The sequence below is a fragment of the Achromobacter deleyi genome, assembly GCF_016127315.1.
Taxonomy (GTDB): Bacteria; Pseudomonadota; Gammaproteobacteria; order Burkholderiales; family Burkholderiaceae_B; genus Achromobacter; species Achromobacter insuavis_A.
In genome coordinates, this window is the sequence record NZ_CP065997.1 from 2316765 (window position 1) to 2333212 (window position 16448).

Sequence of the window (16448 nt, forward strand, 5' to 3'; positions counted from 1 at the left end):
GGGCAAACCTACGTTGATCGAGACACAGTTCCAAGGGGCATTCCATCGATCTCGTACTCCCAGGCGATCCCAATACCTTGGGGCAAGCGCAAGGCTCCTCGTTTGATGGCCAAGTAGCAGCCTTCGTGTTCCGGGCCTGCACCACTGCTTCCGGATACCCTTCCAATTCGCCAATTCGCACGTGACAAATCGCTGCCCGTCGCACCAGTCATTTGCATGAGGGCAGCCGAAGGAACCGCAGGTGTGAAGCTGCCGAAGAATGCAGGTCGGCCTTCCACTCTGGCGCAGGCCTCCATCTCCGACGCAGACCTCGCGGCAGGCAGCTCCGTCGACAGGAACTCCGTGGCCGACGAGGGCGGAACAGGCCTCACGTTCGACCGATGGAGGAACGCGGTCATCCGAAACAATCGGTGTCGCCTTCCGTCCCAAATGCGCTCGAAGAAATCCAAGTAAATTTCATCGCCACGCATGGGCGCGAACCCACCTCCGGGTTGCGTCAATTTGGCCATCCAAGCCTTGGCAGGGGACGAAAACCCGACGATTCGAGATCGCCCAAGCTGGCCAGGGTTGTAAGCTCGAAATGTTTGCTCAACACGCGGCAGAAGAGCTTCTGAAATGGCCGGCAGCACCGCTACCTGCAATGCAAAACGAACCTTCGCCTTCCATCTGCCCAGAGGATGATCCGACCGATCCCTGAAACCCTCGGCCAGAAGTTTCTCAAGCTCAATGCTTGTCTCAACCGATAGAGGGGCGCAGGCTTTTCGAATTTCATTCTCGGCACGCTCGGCGAGGGCTGGCGTTGCAAGACCCATTGCAGCCAGTTCGGCCCACTCGTCTTCTGCCACGCGTGCCCATGCCGGACATGGCACAGCGGAGGCATTGGCGTCGCCAGCCCCTTCGACTGCTTGAAGAACTGTCGCTCGGAGACTCTTCAAAGCTTCGGCCGCACCTGTCGAGCCCTTTCGAGCGGCGCGATCCACTATCCGCATCAATACTGCAAGACGTCCGACGTGTTTGCATTCGCGCTGAACATCAGCGACAACGATGGCCGGCGCCAACCGATCCCAAAGCAGAGTGGCGTCCGACGCGGACAGTTGATCGAGCACGCCACAAAGAACATCGGGCAGATTGCCGGTATCCATTTTGAAAGCAGTGGCCCCAAACATAGGGATGTATTCAGGAAAGCCTTCAAGAAGCCACTGAAGAAGCTCGGCCGCCTTGTCACGCCGTAGCCACTGCGGATGGTCCACGGCAGCAAGCAGAAGTTTTATCAGACCGGTTGACGAGTCCGATACTACGGCTTCATCCAAGAAGCCGTATTCGCGTGCCTTCGCCGCCGTGTCGCCAACCATCATCTCGACGTGCTCAACGACCTGCTGAACTAAGGCTGCGCGCTCGCTGGGAGTCGCAATTGATGCGAGTCGCTCGATCAGATGGTCGGCGCGACGCCACTTCTCCGCATATCGCTCGTTGAGGATAAGCGGCGCGTAAAGCTTCACTACAGCGTCTGCCGATTGGGCCTGATGTCGCAGGATGCTTTCCGCTCTGGCCGCACCTGACGAAAGATTTCCCCAGATTGACCAACCACCTCGCTGCAGATGCTCCAGCGCCGCAAGCGCTTCCGTGCGAGCTGCTGACACGTTCCCTCGCGCGAGCTGCCTTTCGGCGCGTGCCAGTGCATCGTCTGACTCTCGGGTCGACCCTGACGTTCCAAACATGCCAGGCATGACAAGCGCGTCCCGCGTCGACTCGTCATCCGCCTGATTTGCTTCCTCCTTTTCGCTGGGTGTGTCGCGAGCAACCGCGATGCGCTTCACCTCGGGAGGCGCTGCCGCAGGTTCACTGTCGCCAAGAAGCTCTGCAAACGCCTTCGCTACGTCTGGATGCAGGTTGTCCCGCAACGAAGAAAAGAATTCCTGCCGTTGCGTGGCGTCGAACTCAGATTCGCTGATGAGCTTCAAGCGATGAAGCATTAGCCTCTGAATGTCGCTCTGACTGTTCGCCTGCGCCGCCAAGCGCGCGTACGCTTCTGCGGACGTTCCCAGGTGTCGATGATCTCCAAACTGATAGATCTCCAGAAGCGCCCAGCACAATGGCCAATGTGCACTGGGCGTTGCCGATTCAAGTATTCGATACAAGGCGGCCTGCTCATCCAGCGCGCAACCGGGGAAGCGATTGCCCCTGAGGGTAGAAACCCGATCGATGCTTCCTTCCGTCGCTTCTGCAAGCAGCTCCTCTGCCGTCCCGCATGTCTGACGTTGGAAGTAGCGCACCGCACCTAGAAAGTCTCCTCGCTGACAGAGGACACCAATGAGCGATGCCTTGTCATATCTGACGAATCGCTGGAAAGTCATCTCGCCGCCCGCAGCCTCCAGGTTCCCAGCGATACGAGGCAGGAGACCTTTCTGTAAGACCTCATCTCGAGGAACTCGGTCCAGTGCTCCGGTCATCAAGGTCAGTTGATCCTCTTTGTACCAGCTCGGCCCCATCGATACAGCCAAGACAGCTTGGTAGGTTCGGCGGGCTTCCTCCAGGGCATCGAATCGCGCAAATATGGGAATGAGGGTCAGCAGTTCGGGGACAAGTTCATGTCGGTTCTTCACGTTTGCCTGCACATAGGCCCGCCAGCGTTGAAGCAATCCAAACGCTTGGTCCCCAACTGACGTCTCCAATGTCATCCGGCTCACCTCTGACAGGAGGTTGGCCAAGACGGTCCGGAATCCTTCGGAGTAAAGGCCACACTGACCCTCGAAACGCTGCTCCATGAAGGACAACATGTAGCCGATACGCTCGGGAAATACGTCAAAAAGCAACCCCACCAATCTTTCGTAGATCTGAGGGAAGACTGCCTCAGGAAGGCCGTAGCTGTCTTTCCATTTGACTCGACGCCCTAACGAGAATCGAAGGTGTTTGAAGACGCGCTGATCAAGATGAGACCACGCCTCTTGCAATCCGACGTCATCGTCACAGTCCTTTGCGCGCCTTCCGGAACCGTCGCACCACGCCAGAGCTCGGCAAAGCGCATCCACCCCATCGATCCAGCCGTCCGCTTGAATCTCTGCTGTCTCTGGGCAAGGAAGATTCTTCTCGAGAAATGATGCCAGTCGCCAATGCGCCATCCGAGTGGCGAACAGGCGAAAATCCATCTTGACGTTGCCTTTCGCAATGAACTGCACAGGGCCAGGCTGCCCAAAGCGCCCGTTGGCAAGGGCACGCACAAGCGCCCCTGGGGCGCCCAGCGCCACCAAAGCATCGATTTCACCGAGGCTGGGCTTGGTCTCTTGCGCCTTGTGCTCTTTCCGGAGCAATTGCACATCGGAAAATATGCTTTGCAGCAAACTCTGATCCAAAGCTACGCCGAAATACTTGCAGTACCCTTGATAGTTCGCGAGGAGTCGAATGAGGACCGGCTCCAGCAAGGCCGTTGAGCCTGAAAAGTGCTTCCGCAGAACAGACACGGGTGTGTACCGCGTCGCGAGGCACGCGGAGCTTGCGCCAAAGTACCCGGTGACTTCAGACAAGCATTGTTCACAGGCGGCCTTGTCCGAGATGCTGCCCCTGATAGCCTCCACCGACGATCCGTAGAACATCGCCAGCGCTTGCATCGCGTCATCGTCACCGGCCTGGTTTTTGAGAAGAAGCAGTTGGATCCGAAACTCAAAGAGAACCACGAAGTTCGAGACTGTCAGCCCCTGCATGGCCAGTTGCCGCTCAATCACCGCTTCGGCTTTGTCGAGAAGATCCAAAGCAGTCGCATTCTCGTTTGCCGCAGTGAGCTGCAGCGACAAGCGCAAAGCGTCTTGCAGCGGCACAATCAAGTGACCATAGCGAACGGCATGCTGCACCGCTTCCTGCGCCTTGCCCAAAGACAACAAGGCATCTGCAGCCAAGTCCGCCGACTGTGCGAACAGAGCGTCGTAGCGAAATTGGAGGCGCTGGGCAAGCAAGAGGATGCGGACAACCTCGGTCAGGCTTCCTTGGCGCGTCGCAGCTGCCAAGGCCTCGTTCACGTCACCGAGCAGTGCGTCCGGCTCAGCTCCCAACGTGACACATCGGTCGGCCCAACCCTGTGCGCACATCGCCACCGTACGCGCTTCCTCCGCCGGCCCGCTTCTGAGCCCGTGGTAAATGATGTTGAGCGTGCCATAGTCGGTATCCGGACGCGACGCACAATACTCCAGCAACCGACGTTGGACGTCCAACTCTCGCAATGCAGTCTTCTCAACAAGGAAGTCGGCAAACGATGAGTGATAGATGGTCGTCTCGTCGTGCCGTAGCAGCAGGTGCTGGATCCGAGCAAGTGTGCTCACGAGTACCAACGTCTCTGCCTCTTGCAGGATTTCAACGAGCTGCTGTGTTGGAATTCCCCATCTCAGGCGAGCAATGATCGCCAGCAAGTTAACGGCCTCTGGATCCACTAAGAGTTGGGGCCACAGTGTCTCGTAGTACGTGCGAATGCTGCCGTTAATCAACGGCAACGCAGCAAGATGTTCGTCATCTGTGCCGCCATTCGCCAGATCGATGAGATAGCGAAGATAAAGAGGATGACCTTGTGCTCGCTCGCAAATGATGCGGACCGTCGCAGCGGTCACTCGTTCCGGGACAAGGGCACCCAGGCAAAAGACACGCGCAGATCCGGGCTCCAGCGAGGGCATTGCAATGCAAGAACGGCTTTCAAACCTTGCTCCCAATGCCGTAGAGAGATTCACGTAGCTGGGAGCCGAGGCCACAAGGGTCACGCCAGCGGGCATCCTGGATGGCAACAGCCCTATAAACTGTTCAAGTGTTCCCTGCCCGAGCTTTGCAACTTCGTCGACGCCATCTACGAAGATCACCGCGGTCTTTCTCCGGGACGCATACGACTGCCCAAGAATCTCCAGAAGTTGCGCTACTTCGACGATTAGTTGAGGGTAGCTCTTCGCGGAAACGCGTCCTGCTCTTCCCGTCAGGTGCGACGAGACCAAAGTGTTAAGCCAGTTGAAGAACACTTCTGGTTGTGCCAAATGCATCGGACTGACCGCGCCCTTGTGTAAGGTAAAGCTGTAGGTTCCAAAATGCTCAAGGCTCGGGTTGAGCGGGCTATACCGATCGCAAAATGTTGATTTGCCAATCCCATGGGCACCTTCGATGAAGGCATACCCGCCGTTCGAGGTGCTGACAAGGGACTCAAATGCCTCGGTGAACGCTTGGCGCGCTGCGAGAACTTCGCCATCAGCCTCTTGACCTTGAGGCTCATCAAGAGGGATGGAATGCTCTCGAAGAAAGGCCGACATTCTGGCGATGGACATGGCGCCCAAGGACTTGTCAATCGCAACTCGCAACACGCCTCGAGCTCGGCCGTCGCAGATGAGCGGAGCGCCGGAGATACCGTCATAGTTGGTCAGCGCGGACGGCGCATCTATATGAAGGTCGAGATCAACGCTCAATCTCGGCGTATCGAGAACTTGCGATATCGAACCTTCCAGCCTGTGCCCGACGGAGAGCTTCGCTGCTGGAAAACCAAAGGCTGTGAATTGGCTTCCTTCTATTGGAAGCCTCTCGTCAAGGAGGATCGGATCGATGTCGACCTCTCGTGCGAGCGCAAGGATGCACACATCAAGGCTCTCGTCCTCTGCAACCACGCTCGCAATGACTTCGTCGGAGGCCGATCCAAGATCGAAACGCACACTGATCTGCACTTGAGCAGAGATCGCGTCATATACACAGTGACGCGCCGTGATCACTCGGGAAGTTGTGACCACCCATCCGGTCCCAGAGTCGGCGCCACATTTGACCTCGCAAGTGGCAAGCTTTATCTGCGCGTCAATCATCAGTTTGCCCTTCAATTTCGATCCAATCCGTCGCTTTGTCATGCACGGTAAACGAGGCCCCGCTCTTTGAGACGTGATTGCGAAGGAAGGCTGAAGCTGGTGTCGGGTAGTTGAAATAAAGTGTGCGGGAGAACGATGCGGGCCGATCTACGATGGCCGCAAGAACTTCGATGTCAGGATGGCCATGCGCATTGCCGTTCGACGAAACGATATACCTGGGAGCATCGACGAGTCGGAGCAATTCCGGGCTCGTGTTGCGCAGGCTTCCATGGTGAGAAATCTTGATCGCATCGAAGAGCATTGAGTGGCCGTGTGACTCCAGGGCACGGAGCGCTGGAACAACGTCCTCCGCCCAGGCATCTGCAAGCATCAGGACACGAGCCCCACCAAGTTCAATGATCGTCGCGATTGAACTGCCGTTCGTGATGGAGACGTCGGGATCGTAGACGGCTTCGAGGTCTTTTCGTTCTCGAGCTGACACAGGGACAGGGCGTGATGCCGCACTTTCGCCTGCGTGCTCGCACACCAACTCGAAGGCGTCGTCTATCTCGCCGCCCGTTCCTGTTGGGCCGTTGTAACCCATTTGACGCAGCCGCCCTTTCCACCACTTCAGAAGTCCATCGAGGCGTTGTTGCGTTGGGCCGATGACGCGGATATTGCCCCCTGCGAGTTGGAACACGGGCGCGCGTTCGACAGCAATACTCGTCGCACCATCATGGTCGTTCCATCGATACCCGCCACGGCGTATCAGCGCGGCGAGCGAGCTCCCTTGCCGCGCGCTGATGTCCTTGGGTCCGTTCGGCAAGATACCAATCTGCACCGGATGTCCGCGTCGATTGATTGCATCAAGTATCAACCGATCCGTAGGCCGAATAGCGGCGTCATTTATCGCGGTCAGGCTGCGCAAACTGTTGTGCCACACCTGCCCAACACTGACTACTTTGGGTGCAGCAGATTTCTCGTTGATTGTCAGAAATCTTATGAGGCCGGAAATGTGGTCTGCGTCAATGTGACTTGCGATGACCAGATCCAGATGCTCGCCCCTAGATGCGATCTCCAAGAGATCCGACTGAATATGATCGTCAAATGTTTTGGCGTAACCACCATCAACAAGCACATTCGATCCTGCGGCACTAAGAAGAAACGCGTCTCCATTTTCAGCAGGGTACATTCTTATTCGCAACATGTTGGCTCCCTCTTGGAGTATGGTTATTACGCGGCCCCTGGGAGTGATCGAACTCCATCATCGGAAATGCATGAGTCCATAGTGCTGATCTAGATGAGAAAATTAACGGTGATGTTGAGCTCTGACGTGAAAAGTTTCAGCCCCGACCTGCGAATGCACGAAACTCTGCATGGGCTGAGAAAGCCCCCACCGTCAGAACAATGTCGGCGCCTGAGATGCCGGTCCTGCGCGCAGCGTCCTGCCAGCCATCGACCGCTGCCACCACTTCCTCCACCACCTGCCGAGCAGGGCCATCGCCAAGCCCGTAGAACGCCGCCGTGCCGAGAACCGTCTCCAGGCTCGGCCGGTTGTCGACATCGTCGATGTTCAGGACATGCTCCGCCTTGTCGATGTTCGGGTTGACATCAAACGCCGGCGCAAAGCGCCACCCGGTCTTGCCAAGCACGAAGCCATGGTTGCGCAGGTGATCGTCCCGGTTGCCGACCGCGACGTTGAATACCACGCGACGGAACAGTTGTGCCAGATCCGCGTCTGCATGCTCTGCATCGCCCTGGGCGCGGATGAACTGGGCTAATTCCAGGTAGCTCGTTCCCTCGCTCTGCGTCTTGCGCAGCAACGTCATCGCCGAGGCATAGAAGCGCCGGGCGCCATGTGCACGATCGAACCTCTGCACGCAAAAGGTGTGGAAGTCGTTGCCTAGCCTGATTAACCTTGCGGGCGGTACATCCACGCCTGCCTTCCGGGCCAGTTGGTGAACCACGTACTCCCAGGCCCCGACATCCCGGTCATCGTCACGCGCGGGGAACTTGGCGATCCAGAGCGAACCGTCGGCTTCGGTGAAGTTGGCCTTCGGCCTGGCACCACCCAACGAGGCGCCCGGCGCGACGAGCACCGCCAGCCACCTGCGCAGGGCATCGAGGTCGTCGATGCGCCGATTGCTGAGCTGATAGGCCACCACCTCCAGTTCGCGCAAGGTCGTCACCGGAGGCGCCGCCATCTTCTCGTCACCAAGGAAGGTTTCCGTGCCCAGCCGGCGAAAGCGCAATGCGCCCTGACGGGTCTGGTCCTGTACGCCGATGAGGAAGTCCCAGGCGTAGAGCGTGCGGGGTGGCCGCTTCTCGTCCTTGGCCTGCAGTGCCTCGCGGCGCTTCATGAGCGTTTGGCCCCAGCGGTCCGGCGATGAGTCCAGGAAGATCCCGAAGTTGCCCAGTTCCGGCTTCGGAAAGAAAGGGTGTTCGTCCAAGGAGAGATCGGGGTCCAGCGCGAAGGCGCGCGGATCCTTGAGCCAGTCTCGTTCATAGTGGAAGCGAATCTGGCCACGGTCATGGGCCAGCGTGCCGACCAGGCATGGAGGGCCGAGGTCATCGTCCAGCCAGACTTCCAGGGCATTGTCCTGCTTGCTCATGCCGACCCCTTGCGATTCTGGGCCGACGAAGGGGGGACCTTTTGGCGGCTGGCGTCTGATGGCGACTCCAGCGCTAGATCCTGCAGCTTGCGCCCGATCCGGTCGTCGGCAGCCAGCAGATTGAGATCGCCTTCAAGGCCCAGCACGGCCAGCACCCGGATATAGGCCCCCAGGGTTGCACCAGGATCGCCTGCCTCGACCTTGTACACGGTGGTTCTGGAAACCCCTGCACGTTGTGCCACCACCGTGTTGCTCAGCTTGCGCCTCTTGCGGGCAAGGCGTAGCCGTTCGCCCAACTCGGAGAGCAGGCGCTGCTCTTGAGGAAAGACAACGGGAGGTTTGCGCGGCATGTTCGCTATAAAAGACAAAAATTGCTATATTTGTCCATGATAGCGAAATATAAGGCCTATGGCTAGAACTTGCCAACAGGCATCAAACTGGTACTATTCCTGGTCCAAACTAGATATCTAGACTGGGAAAACTCTTTATTAATCAATGGGTTGAATGCTGGGTTTTGTTCCCTTCACCCGCTCCATTCACCGACGATCGACCGTACCCTGCCGCGCGATGACGGCCTCGACGATCCGCCGCAACTGTCGGTCGGCGTCGCGGACTGACTGGTTATGCGCGGACACCTGCGCACCCTCGAACAGGAACGTGAGTTCGCTCGCCGTGTCTTCCGGCGACGCCAGGCCCGCCCGCTCGCACAGGCTGGCCAGCCGCCGCCATTGCCGCAGCTTGTGTTCCTCGATCAGTTTGCGGCCGGGATGTTCCGGATCGGGCAGTTCCGCGATCGAGTTGATGAACGCGCAGCCGCGGTGCGACCAGGCGCGCGCCTCGTCCGAAAAATAGGTGACCCATCCGAGGATCTGCGCGCGGGGATCGTCCGGATGCGCGGCTTCGATGGCATCGAGCGCGCGCCAATAGTCGTCGATCACCTGGCGCAGCCATTCGGTCACCAGCACATCCTTTGATTGGAAATGGCGATAGATCGCCATCTTCGTCGTGTTGCCGCGGGCGGCGATGGCGTCGACGCCGGTCGCCCGGATGCCATCGTTGTAGAACAGCTCGCCGGCCGCCGCGAGCACGCGTTCGCGCGGCGCGGGAGTGGGGGCGGGCACGGCCTCGTTCTGGTTGTCGCTCTGTTTTCTTGTCATGGGTTCTTGACGGAGATACCGATCGGTATCATCATTCGGATTCCGTTGATACTGATCAGTATCACTCAGTGGCGATTCTATGCCACCCCTGGTCGATAGGAAACAGTAATGAAGCTCTCAGAGTACGTGCAATACGACGCGGTCGGGCTTGGCGGCCTCATCGCGCAAGGCGAGGTGAGTCCGCGGGAACTCGCCGACACGGCGCTTCGAGCCTGCGCGCGGGTCAATCCGCGGATCAACGCGGTGATCGAAAGCTGGTCGCCGGACCTGGCCGACGTTGACGCCGCGCGGGACAGACATTCGCCTTTGGCGGGCGTCCCCTTCCTGATCAAGGATGTGGGGGTCGCGATGGCCGGCAGGAAAAACGAGTTCGGCAGCCGGCTGGCGCAAGGCTTCACGGCCGCGGCCGATTCGCTGCTGATGCGGCGCTTTCGCGAGGCCGGGCTGGTGACCCTGGGGCGAACCGCCACGCCCGAGTTCGCCTGGAGTGGCACGACCGAATCCACGCTGTGCGGCCCGACGCGCAATCCCTGGAACGTGGCCCACGGCGCGGGCGGATCGAGCGGCGGCGCCGCGGCGGCGGTGGCCGCCGGCATCGTGCCGTTGGCCCATGCCACCGACGCGGCCGGCTCGATCCGCATTCCCTCGGCGGCTTGCGGCGTGTTCGGGCTCAAGCCGACGCGAGGCCGCGTGTCCAATGGGCTCGCGCTGGAAGAGGCCATCAACGGCCTGGCGGCCCAGCTTGGCGTCAGCCGTTCGGTGCGTGACAGCGCCGCGCTGCTGGACGCGGTGCACGGCGCGGCCGATGGCGAGCCGTATGCGATTGCGCCGCCGGTTGGCCGTTACCTGGCGCAAGTCGGCATCGAGCCCGGCAAGCTGCGTATCGGCGTCATGCCGCAGGCCTGGGGAGGCCAGCGCACCCAGGCGCCCATCCTGGAGCGCCTCGCCGATGCGGTGCGGCTGTGTGCCTCGCTCGGCCACGAGGTCGAAGAGGCCGAGGCGCCGCTGGGCGTCAGCTGGGAGGCGTTCGTGCATGCCAGCTCGGTGCTGTGGTCCGCCAATATCGCCGCATGGATCGACGGTATCGCGGGCGCGATGGGGCGTCAGCCCGACCTGGCAACCCTGGAGCCGCAGACGCTCGCGGTCTATCGAACGGGGCGCGGGATCGGCGCCATCGAGATGCTCCATGCCCTCGATCTGCGCAATGCCGTGACCCGCGGCGTGGCGGCGTTCTTCTCGCGCTACGACCTGCTGTTGACCCCCACGCTGCCCGACCTGGCTCCGGCCTTGGGGACCTATGCCGCCGGCGCCGACACGATGGACGGCCACCAATGGACCGACCGCGTCTTCGGCAGTTCGCCGTTCACCCCGGTTTTCAATGCCGCCGGACTGCCGGCCATGTCGGTGCCGTTGTTCCAGGACGCCGCGACCGGCCTGCCGATTGGCATGCAGTTCGTTGCGCCGGCCGGCCGCGAGGATGTGCTATTCCGGGTGGCCGGCCAGCTGGAGCGCAGCCTGCCGTGGGCGGCGCGGCAGCCAGGCGAGTGGGCGTCGACGGGGAACGATTGAGCCGGCGCGATTCAAGTACCCTATAGCCCATCCCCATGCCAGAACCCCCCGTATGCAAGACGATCTTTTCGGCGATGCGCTACCCGTGCCGCCGGCCAACACGCCCGATCATGCCGCGTCTCGTGCCACTCCCGACCTTTCCGCCCTTCGCGGCATGGCCAGGGTGCTGCCCGCTTCCGCGGGAGAGGAATGGCGCGCGCTCGCCCAGCAGTTGCCGGCCCAATTGCGCTTTGGCGTCTCCACCTGGTCATACCCGGGTTGGGAAGGGCTGGTCTGGGACGGTGAATACGATTCGAGCACGCTGTCCCGACACGGTCTGGGCGCCTACCATCGGCATCCGCTGTTGCGCACGGTTTGCGTGGACCGCACTTTCTGGCAGCCGTTGACGGCGAGCCAGTACGCCGCCTACGCGGGGCAGGTCGATGACGATTTCCGTTTCGTCGTCAAATGTCCCGCCAGCGTTACCGACGCCCAGGTGCGTGGCGAAGCAGGCAGGACACGCGAGGCCAACCCGCTTTTCCTCGATCCGTCGGTGGCTGTCCAGGAATTCGTGCGCCCGGCGCTCGAAGGCCTGGGCGCCAAGCTCGGCGTCCTGGTGTTCCAGCTGAGCCCGCTGCCGCTGGGCATGCTGAGCCGCTCGGCATCGCTGTTCGAGAAACTGGATCGCCTGCTGGCGGCTGTCCGGGAGGCCTTGTCCGGGCATGACGCCGTGATCGTCGCCGTGGAAGTGCGGGACCCGGAACTGCTGGGTCAGGCGCTGGTTGACACGCTCAGGGCGCATGGGGCCACGTTCTGCCTGGGCCTGCATGGCAAGATGCCGCCGATCGACGCGCAACTGCCGGTGCTGCGCGCGCTATGGCCGGGGCCGCTGGTCTGCCGGTGGAACCTGAACCGCGTCTTCGGCGCCTATGGCTATGCCGACGCGCAGAAGAAGCACGATCCGTTCAATGCCATTGTCAGCGAGGATCTCGCCACGCGCACGGTGCTGGCGCGCACGATCCGCGGCATCACGGGCGCGGGCCAGCCGGCCTACGTGACGATCAGCAACGATGCCGAGGGCTGCGCGCCGCTGTCCATCCTGCAACTGGCCCAGGCCATCGCGGCGTAGGGCCGAGCCCGGCGCGGCATGCCGGGCGCCGGTGCCGGGCGCGGTAAAATCCGCTCCCCATGCGCTACTCCGATTTCCAACAACGTCTCGCCTCCCTGGGCGCCCAGCCGACTCATCGCGGCCGGGTCATGCGCGCCTGGCTGACCGGGCAGGCGTTCGACAGCGACACCTGGCGGCGGCGTTTCGACAACTTCCTGCCGCTGGCGGTGCGCGAGGCCCTGCCGGCCCTGGCGGCGGAACTGGACGGGTTGGCGCGGGTGCGCTCCGAACACGCCGGACATGACGGCTCGCGCCTGCTGGTCGACCTGGCCGACGGGCAGATGGTGGAAAGCGTGCTGCTGCCGCGCGACGGGCTCTGTGTGTCGACCCAGGTCGGCTGCGCCGTGGGCTGTCGTTTCTGCATGACCGGCAAGAGCGGCCTGATCCGTCAGGTCGCCAGCATGGAGATCCTGGCCCAGGTGGTGCTGGCGCGGCGCTTGCGTGCGGTGAAGAAAGTCGTTTTCATGGGCATGGGCGAACCGGCGCACAACCTCGACAACGTGCTCGAGGCCATCAATCTGCTCGGCACCGACGGCAATATCGGCCACAAGAACCTGGTGTTCTCCACCGTGGGCGATCCGCGCGTGTTCGACGCGTTGCCGCGGCAATCCGTCAAGCCCGCGCTGGCGCTGTCGCTGCATACGACGCGGGCCGAGCTGCGCGAGCACCTGCTGCCGCGCGCGCCGAAGATCGCGCCGGAGGCCTTGGTGGAACTGGGTGAAAAGTACGCCCGCGACACGGGCTACCCGATCCAGTACCAGTGGACCTTGCTCAAGGGCATCAACGACGGCGACGATGAGCTGGACGCGATTCCGCGCCTGCTCAAGGGCAAGTTCGGCGTGCTCAACGTGATTCCCTTCAACAGCCTCGAGGGTGATGACTACCAGCGTCCCGAGACCGAACGCATCCGCGAGATCGTGCGCATCCTGCACCGCCGCGGGGTGCTGACCAAGATCCGGAACAGCGCCGGGCAGGACGTGGACGGCGGCTGTGGCCAGTTGCGGGCCCGCGCGGTGGGGGCGGAGCAGGTGGTGGAACTGCGCCGCATACACAGTGGAAGGCTGAAGGCCGCGGTTCGGTGATGAGGCGGTATTGCGTCTGACATTTGAAAAACAGGAGCGTGCGCTCAAGGCGCTTTGCCGCCCGCGTGGGCAGAATAGCCAGCTTTCGGTATCCAGACCGGTGGTGCACTGGGTGAAGCATGTTTCAAGTTCCCGACGGCGTTGCCTTTCAGCTATTCATCGACCATCGCAGGGCAGACCTTCAGCGAATCGCACGTCATACTCGAGGCGAATGTCAATTCGACGATGTCGTCAGTGAAGCCTGGATCTTGGCATCACGCCTGCAGACGAGCAGCAGTGAGTGCTTGGATATGTTGGACGAGGCTTGTCAAGAAAGACTGTTGAGCCATCTCTACCAACAGTTGGTTCGCTACACCGAGCAAACTGTCCGACACGCTGTGCGGCTCGACCATTCACCCGTCGGGGGCGACCACAGCGGAGATCTCCATCCTGTGGCCTATCTGCTTGTCAGCAATGAAGGACGCGATCCGTTGCGTGAATTGCTCGAGCAAGAGACCGACACGGAAGTAGAGTGCGACCTGCAGGGGCACGGCTCACTGGCGGCCGCCTACGTGTACCTTCTGCGTCAGCTCGACAACCAGATGTCCCGTGTTGCTGATCACCTGCGGATATCTCGCTCCTATGCCTATCGCTGTTGTGCGAATGCCAGAGAGCTGGCAGCCCGTCTCAGGCATATTCCGGTTCCCATCCCTGAAGACTTCGCGCCAGGCCCTTGGAGATCGTTTCGGTTACGTCGCGCTCACCTACAGCTTGCGTTTAACTTCGATGACCAATTGTCAGTCTGACGAAGGATGCTGCGCTTATGTTTGCTGGATGGGCTAGGGCACGCGACGGCAGAGGACGGAAGCACCCCTTCAAGAGGCGTGGGATGGTGGTGAGTGGTTATATTGGTTATGATGATTTTCATATCTATCATAACCATGAGGTTGCCATGACCCCGATCCGCACACAGGCAGATCTGCTTGATGTGATGACGGGCTCTCCCGAGGAAGTTGGCCAGCGGCTGAAGCGCGTTCAGGCCGACCAGGTCGTCGCCATCGGGTTGGAGCACGCATCCGCGAAAGAGGCTGGCATGATTGCCGAAACGTTGGCCCGCTTTGTTCAACTGGTCAATCTGAATGTCATTCGGCACGAACGCGAAACCCTCGAATCGCTGGTTGAAGTTTTGGTGCCCAAGGCGCCACCCACACCCGTTCAACTCAAAGAGGCGGCGATGTTGGCGAAAGCCCGCATCGCCGTGCTTCGAGAGGGCAATTGGCTGACGGCTGCGGAGATCGCCGATCTGGCAGGCTTCAGTTCCAGCAATCCCAGCGCTCAGCCCAACAAGTGGAAGCGTGACGGCCTGATTTTCGCGATCCGGCATCTGGGCGTTGATTACTTTCCTGACTACGGGTTGGACCCCGACACAGGCTATCGGCCACTCAAGGCCATGGCTGCTGTGATCAAGGTTCTTGGTGGTTCGAAAGACAGCTGGGGCCTGGCTTATTGGTTTGCCTCGGCCAACAGCTTTCTCGGCGGCGCGCGTCCACAGGATGTGCTTGCAAAGCAACCGGACCGCGTTATCGCCGCGGCCGCGGACGAACAGGAAGGGATTGTGCATGGCTGAACAAGCTGGAAAATCGTCACCGATTCCGCCTGCTGACATTACGCCGTCGCCCGTGCCAGCACTGCATGTCTCAAGGATGACATGGCCGCAGGGCATGACGTTGCATCGGATCCATCAGGCCAAGTACGCGGGCGCCGAGTTCAACCCCGGTGTCAAAGGCAATGCGCGATTCAGCCCGATCATGGATGCTCAAGGCAGGCGGATCCCGACGCTTTACGGCGGAAGTTCGTTCGACTGCGCGGCGATGGAAACCGTGTTCCACGACGTTTCGTTCGCACCAGGGTTCAAGAGCTATGACAAAACGAAGCTTGAGGGGCACGTGCATTCCCAGGTCCAGCCGGGCGTTGATCTCGTGTTGGCCGATTTGCGTGGGAAAGCGTTGCGAAAATTGGGAATTTCGCGCAGGCAACTGATCGATACCGAGAAGGATCGATACCCTGCCACGCGAAAATGGGCCCAGGCCATTCATGCAAGGTGCCCTGATGTGCAGGGCCTGTGTTGGACTTCAAGGCAGGATGACAGCGCACAGGCCGCGATGTTGTTCGGAGATCGTATCGCTGCCGACGTGCTGAGTCAGACCGGGCCCTCTCGCAGCTTGCTGAAGGATGAAAATGCCTATGACGATGTGTTGAACCTTGCTGAAAAAATAGGTGTGAACCTCGTGTCGGGGAAAAACTGAAGGATCCCGGTCCTACGCCGGCATGTCCGCCGGATGATCCGCCGGTTCCCGGTTCAGCTTCGCATGGCGGTACAAGCCTTCCCGGTCCAGGATCGTCATGCCGCCATAATGCGTCTGCAATACGCCCTCCCGCGCCAGCCGCGTCAGCGCGGCGTTGCAGCGCTGGCGCGAGACGCCGCACAGGCTGGCGATCTCCTCCTGCGAGATCTTGAGCCGGCCGTTGGTGCCGGAATGCTGCTCGGCGTTCAACTGCGCGGCGACGGCCCGGGCCACGGTGGTGTCGACGTCGAGCAGCACGTTGCCGGTGTAGCAGGCCATCAGCCAGTTCACGCGTTGCGCCAGGTGCATCATCAGCGCCTTGGTGAATTCGATGTTGTGGTTCCACAGGCGTTCGCAGGTGTCGCGCGGCAGGATCGCGACCTGGCTCGGGCGCAGCGCCACCACTTCGTATTCGAACGGCTCGCGGCGGATCATGGTGGCCTCGCCGAACCAGCTGCCGGTGCTGAAGCCGGCCAGCGACAGCGACCGGCCGTCCGACCCGCGCGACGACCATTTCACCAGACCGTCCACCACGCCATACCAGCCCAGCGATTTCGAGCCTTCGCGGAACAGGCGTTCGCCCGCCTGCAACGTGACCACGCGCAGTTCGGCGCGCACCACCTCGCGCTCCAGGCGCGGCAGGCCGTTGTACCAGGGCACGACGCCCAGCATCCGGTCCACCGGATCCTGCTTGGGCCGCCGCCTGGGGCTGGCTGATTCGTGGCCAACGCCGCCCGCCGGTGCTCGCATGGTTTTCCCCGTTTCGCC

At 61.1% G+C, this 16448-nt stretch carries 12 protein-coding genes; 6 read left to right on the forward strand and 6 right to left on the reverse strand.

Annotation, left to right across the window (positions count from 1 at the left end; all coding sequences use genetic code 11):
* Positions 1 to 8: 8 nt before the first annotated feature.
* From avs1b to I6I07_RS10495, 5 genes are all read right to left on the reverse strand, one after another.
* Positions 9 to 5825 (reverse strand): AVAST type 1 anti-phage system protease Avs1b, encoded by a 5817-nt coding sequence (gene avs1b / locus I6I07_RS10475; protein ID WP_198486583.1) that lies wholly within the window; start codon positions 5823 to 5825, stop codon positions 9 to 11.
* Entirely contained in the window at positions 5803 to 6996 is a 1194-nt protein-coding gene (avs1a, locus tag I6I07_RS10480) for an AVAST type 1 anti-phage system MBL fold metallo-hydrolase Avs1a (protein ID WP_198486584.1), read from the reverse strand. Before avs1a ends, avs1b begins: the two co-directional genes overlap by 23 nt.
* Positions 6997 to 7132: 136 nt before the next feature.
* The gene (locus I6I07_RS10485) at positions 7133 to 8401 is read right to left on the reverse strand and encodes a type II toxin-antitoxin system HipA family toxin (RefSeq protein WP_198486585.1); all 1269 of its coding nucleotides are present in this window, start codon (positions 8399 to 8401) and stop codon (positions 7133 to 7135) included.
* Positions 8398 to 8751, reverse strand: coding sequence for a helix-turn-helix domain-containing protein (locus tag I6I07_RS10490; RefSeq protein WP_232626028.1), 354 nt, complete (start codon positions 8749 to 8751; stop codon positions 8398 to 8400). The genes I6I07_RS10485 and I6I07_RS10490 overlap by 4 nt, the downstream gene beginning before the upstream one ends.
* Before the next feature lie 186 nt (positions 8752 to 8937).
* Entirely contained in the window at positions 8938 to 9558 is a 621-nt protein-coding gene (locus I6I07_RS10495; protein WP_198486586.1) for a TetR/AcrR family transcriptional regulator, read from the reverse strand.
* 108 nt (positions 9559 to 9666) lie between these two features.
* Between I6I07_RS10495 and I6I07_RS10500 the strand changes: the two genes are divergently transcribed.
* The 6 genes from I6I07_RS10500 to I6I07_RS10525 all read left to right on the forward strand — a co-directional run bounded on the left by I6I07_RS10500 (position 9667) and on the right by I6I07_RS10525 (position 15641).
* Complete coding sequence (locus I6I07_RS10500) at positions 9667 to 11127, forward strand: amidase (protein WP_198486587.1); 1461 nt, start codon at positions 9667 to 9669, stop codon at positions 11125 to 11127.
* 52 nt (positions 11128 to 11179) lie between these two features.
* Positions 11180 to 12235 (forward strand): DUF72 domain-containing protein, encoded by a 1056-nt coding sequence (locus tag I6I07_RS10505; RefSeq protein WP_198486588.1) that lies wholly within the window; start codon positions 11180 to 11182, stop codon positions 12233 to 12235.
* Positions 12236 to 12294: 59 nt separating this feature from the next.
* On the forward strand, positions 12295 to 13356 hold the full coding sequence (locus I6I07_RS10510) for an RNA methyltransferase (protein WP_054429103.1): 1062 nt from the start codon (positions 12295 to 12297) through the stop codon (positions 13354 to 13356).
* Positions 13357 to 13475: 119 nt separating this feature from the next.
* Positions 13476 to 14141, forward strand: a complete 666-nt coding sequence (locus tag I6I07_RS10515; RefSeq protein ID WP_082404322.1) for a hypothetical protein — start codon at positions 13476 to 13478, stop codon at positions 14139 to 14141.
* A gap of 146 nt (positions 14142 to 14287) precedes the next feature.
* Complete coding sequence (locus I6I07_RS10520) at positions 14288 to 14962, forward strand: hypothetical protein (RefSeq protein WP_054429102.1); 675 nt, start codon at positions 14288 to 14290, stop codon at positions 14960 to 14962.
* On the forward strand, positions 14955 to 15641 hold the full coding sequence (locus I6I07_RS10525; protein WP_232626029.1) for an RES family NAD+ phosphorylase: 687 nt from the start codon (positions 14955 to 14957) through the stop codon (positions 15639 to 15641). Before I6I07_RS10520 ends, I6I07_RS10525 begins: the two co-directional genes overlap by 8 nt.
* A gap of 12 nt (positions 15642 to 15653) precedes the next feature.
* Here I6I07_RS10525 and I6I07_RS10530 read toward each other — a convergent pair whose 3' ends face one another.
* A complete protein-coding gene (locus I6I07_RS10530; protein ID WP_232626030.1) occupies positions 15654 to 16430 on the reverse strand; it encodes a Crp/Fnr family transcriptional regulator in 777 nt (258 codons plus the stop codon).
* Positions 16431 to 16448 lie beyond the last annotated feature (18 nt).

Bases quoted from the DNA above. Each gene is read 5' to 3' on its own strand.
- avs1a (WP_198486584.1), bottom strand. From the start codon at position 6,996: ATGTTGCGAATAAGAATGTACCCTGCTGAAAATGGAGACGCGTTTCTT.
- I6I07_RS10485 (WP_198486585.1), bottom strand. From the start codon at position 8,401: ATGAGCAAGCAGGACAATGCCCTGGAAGTCTGGCTGGACGATGACCTC.
- I6I07_RS10490 (WP_232626028.1), bottom strand. From the start codon at position 8,751: ATGCCGCGCAAACCTCCCGTTGTCTTTCCTCAAGAGCAGCGCCTGCTC.
- I6I07_RS10495 (WP_198486586.1), bottom strand. From the start codon at position 9,558: ATGACAAGAAAACAGAGCGACAACCAGAACGAGGCCGTGCCCGCCCCC.
- I6I07_RS10500 (WP_198486587.1), top strand. From the start codon at position 9,667: ATGAAGCTCTCAGAGTACGTGCAATACGACGCGGTCGGGCTTGGCGGC.
- I6I07_RS10505 (WP_198486588.1), top strand. From the start codon at position 11,180: ATGCAAGACGATCTTTTCGGCGATGCGCTACCCGTGCCGCCGGCCAAC.
- I6I07_RS10510 (WP_054429103.1), top strand. From the start codon at position 12,295: ATGCGCTACTCCGATTTCCAACAACGTCTCGCCTCCCTGGGCGCCCAG.
- I6I07_RS10515 (WP_082404322.1), top strand. From the start codon at position 13,476: ATGTTTCAAGTTCCCGACGGCGTTGCCTTTCAGCTATTCATCGACCAT.
- I6I07_RS10520 (WP_054429102.1), top strand. From the start codon at position 14,288: ATGACCCCGATCCGCACACAGGCAGATCTGCTTGATGTGATGACGGGC.
- I6I07_RS10525 (WP_232626029.1), top strand. From the start codon at position 14,955: ATGGCTGAACAAGCTGGAAAATCGTCACCGATTCCGCCTGCTGACATT.
- I6I07_RS10530 (WP_232626030.1), bottom strand. From the start codon at position 16,430: ATGCGAGCACCGGCGGGCGGCGTTGGCCACGAATCAGCCAGCCCCAGG.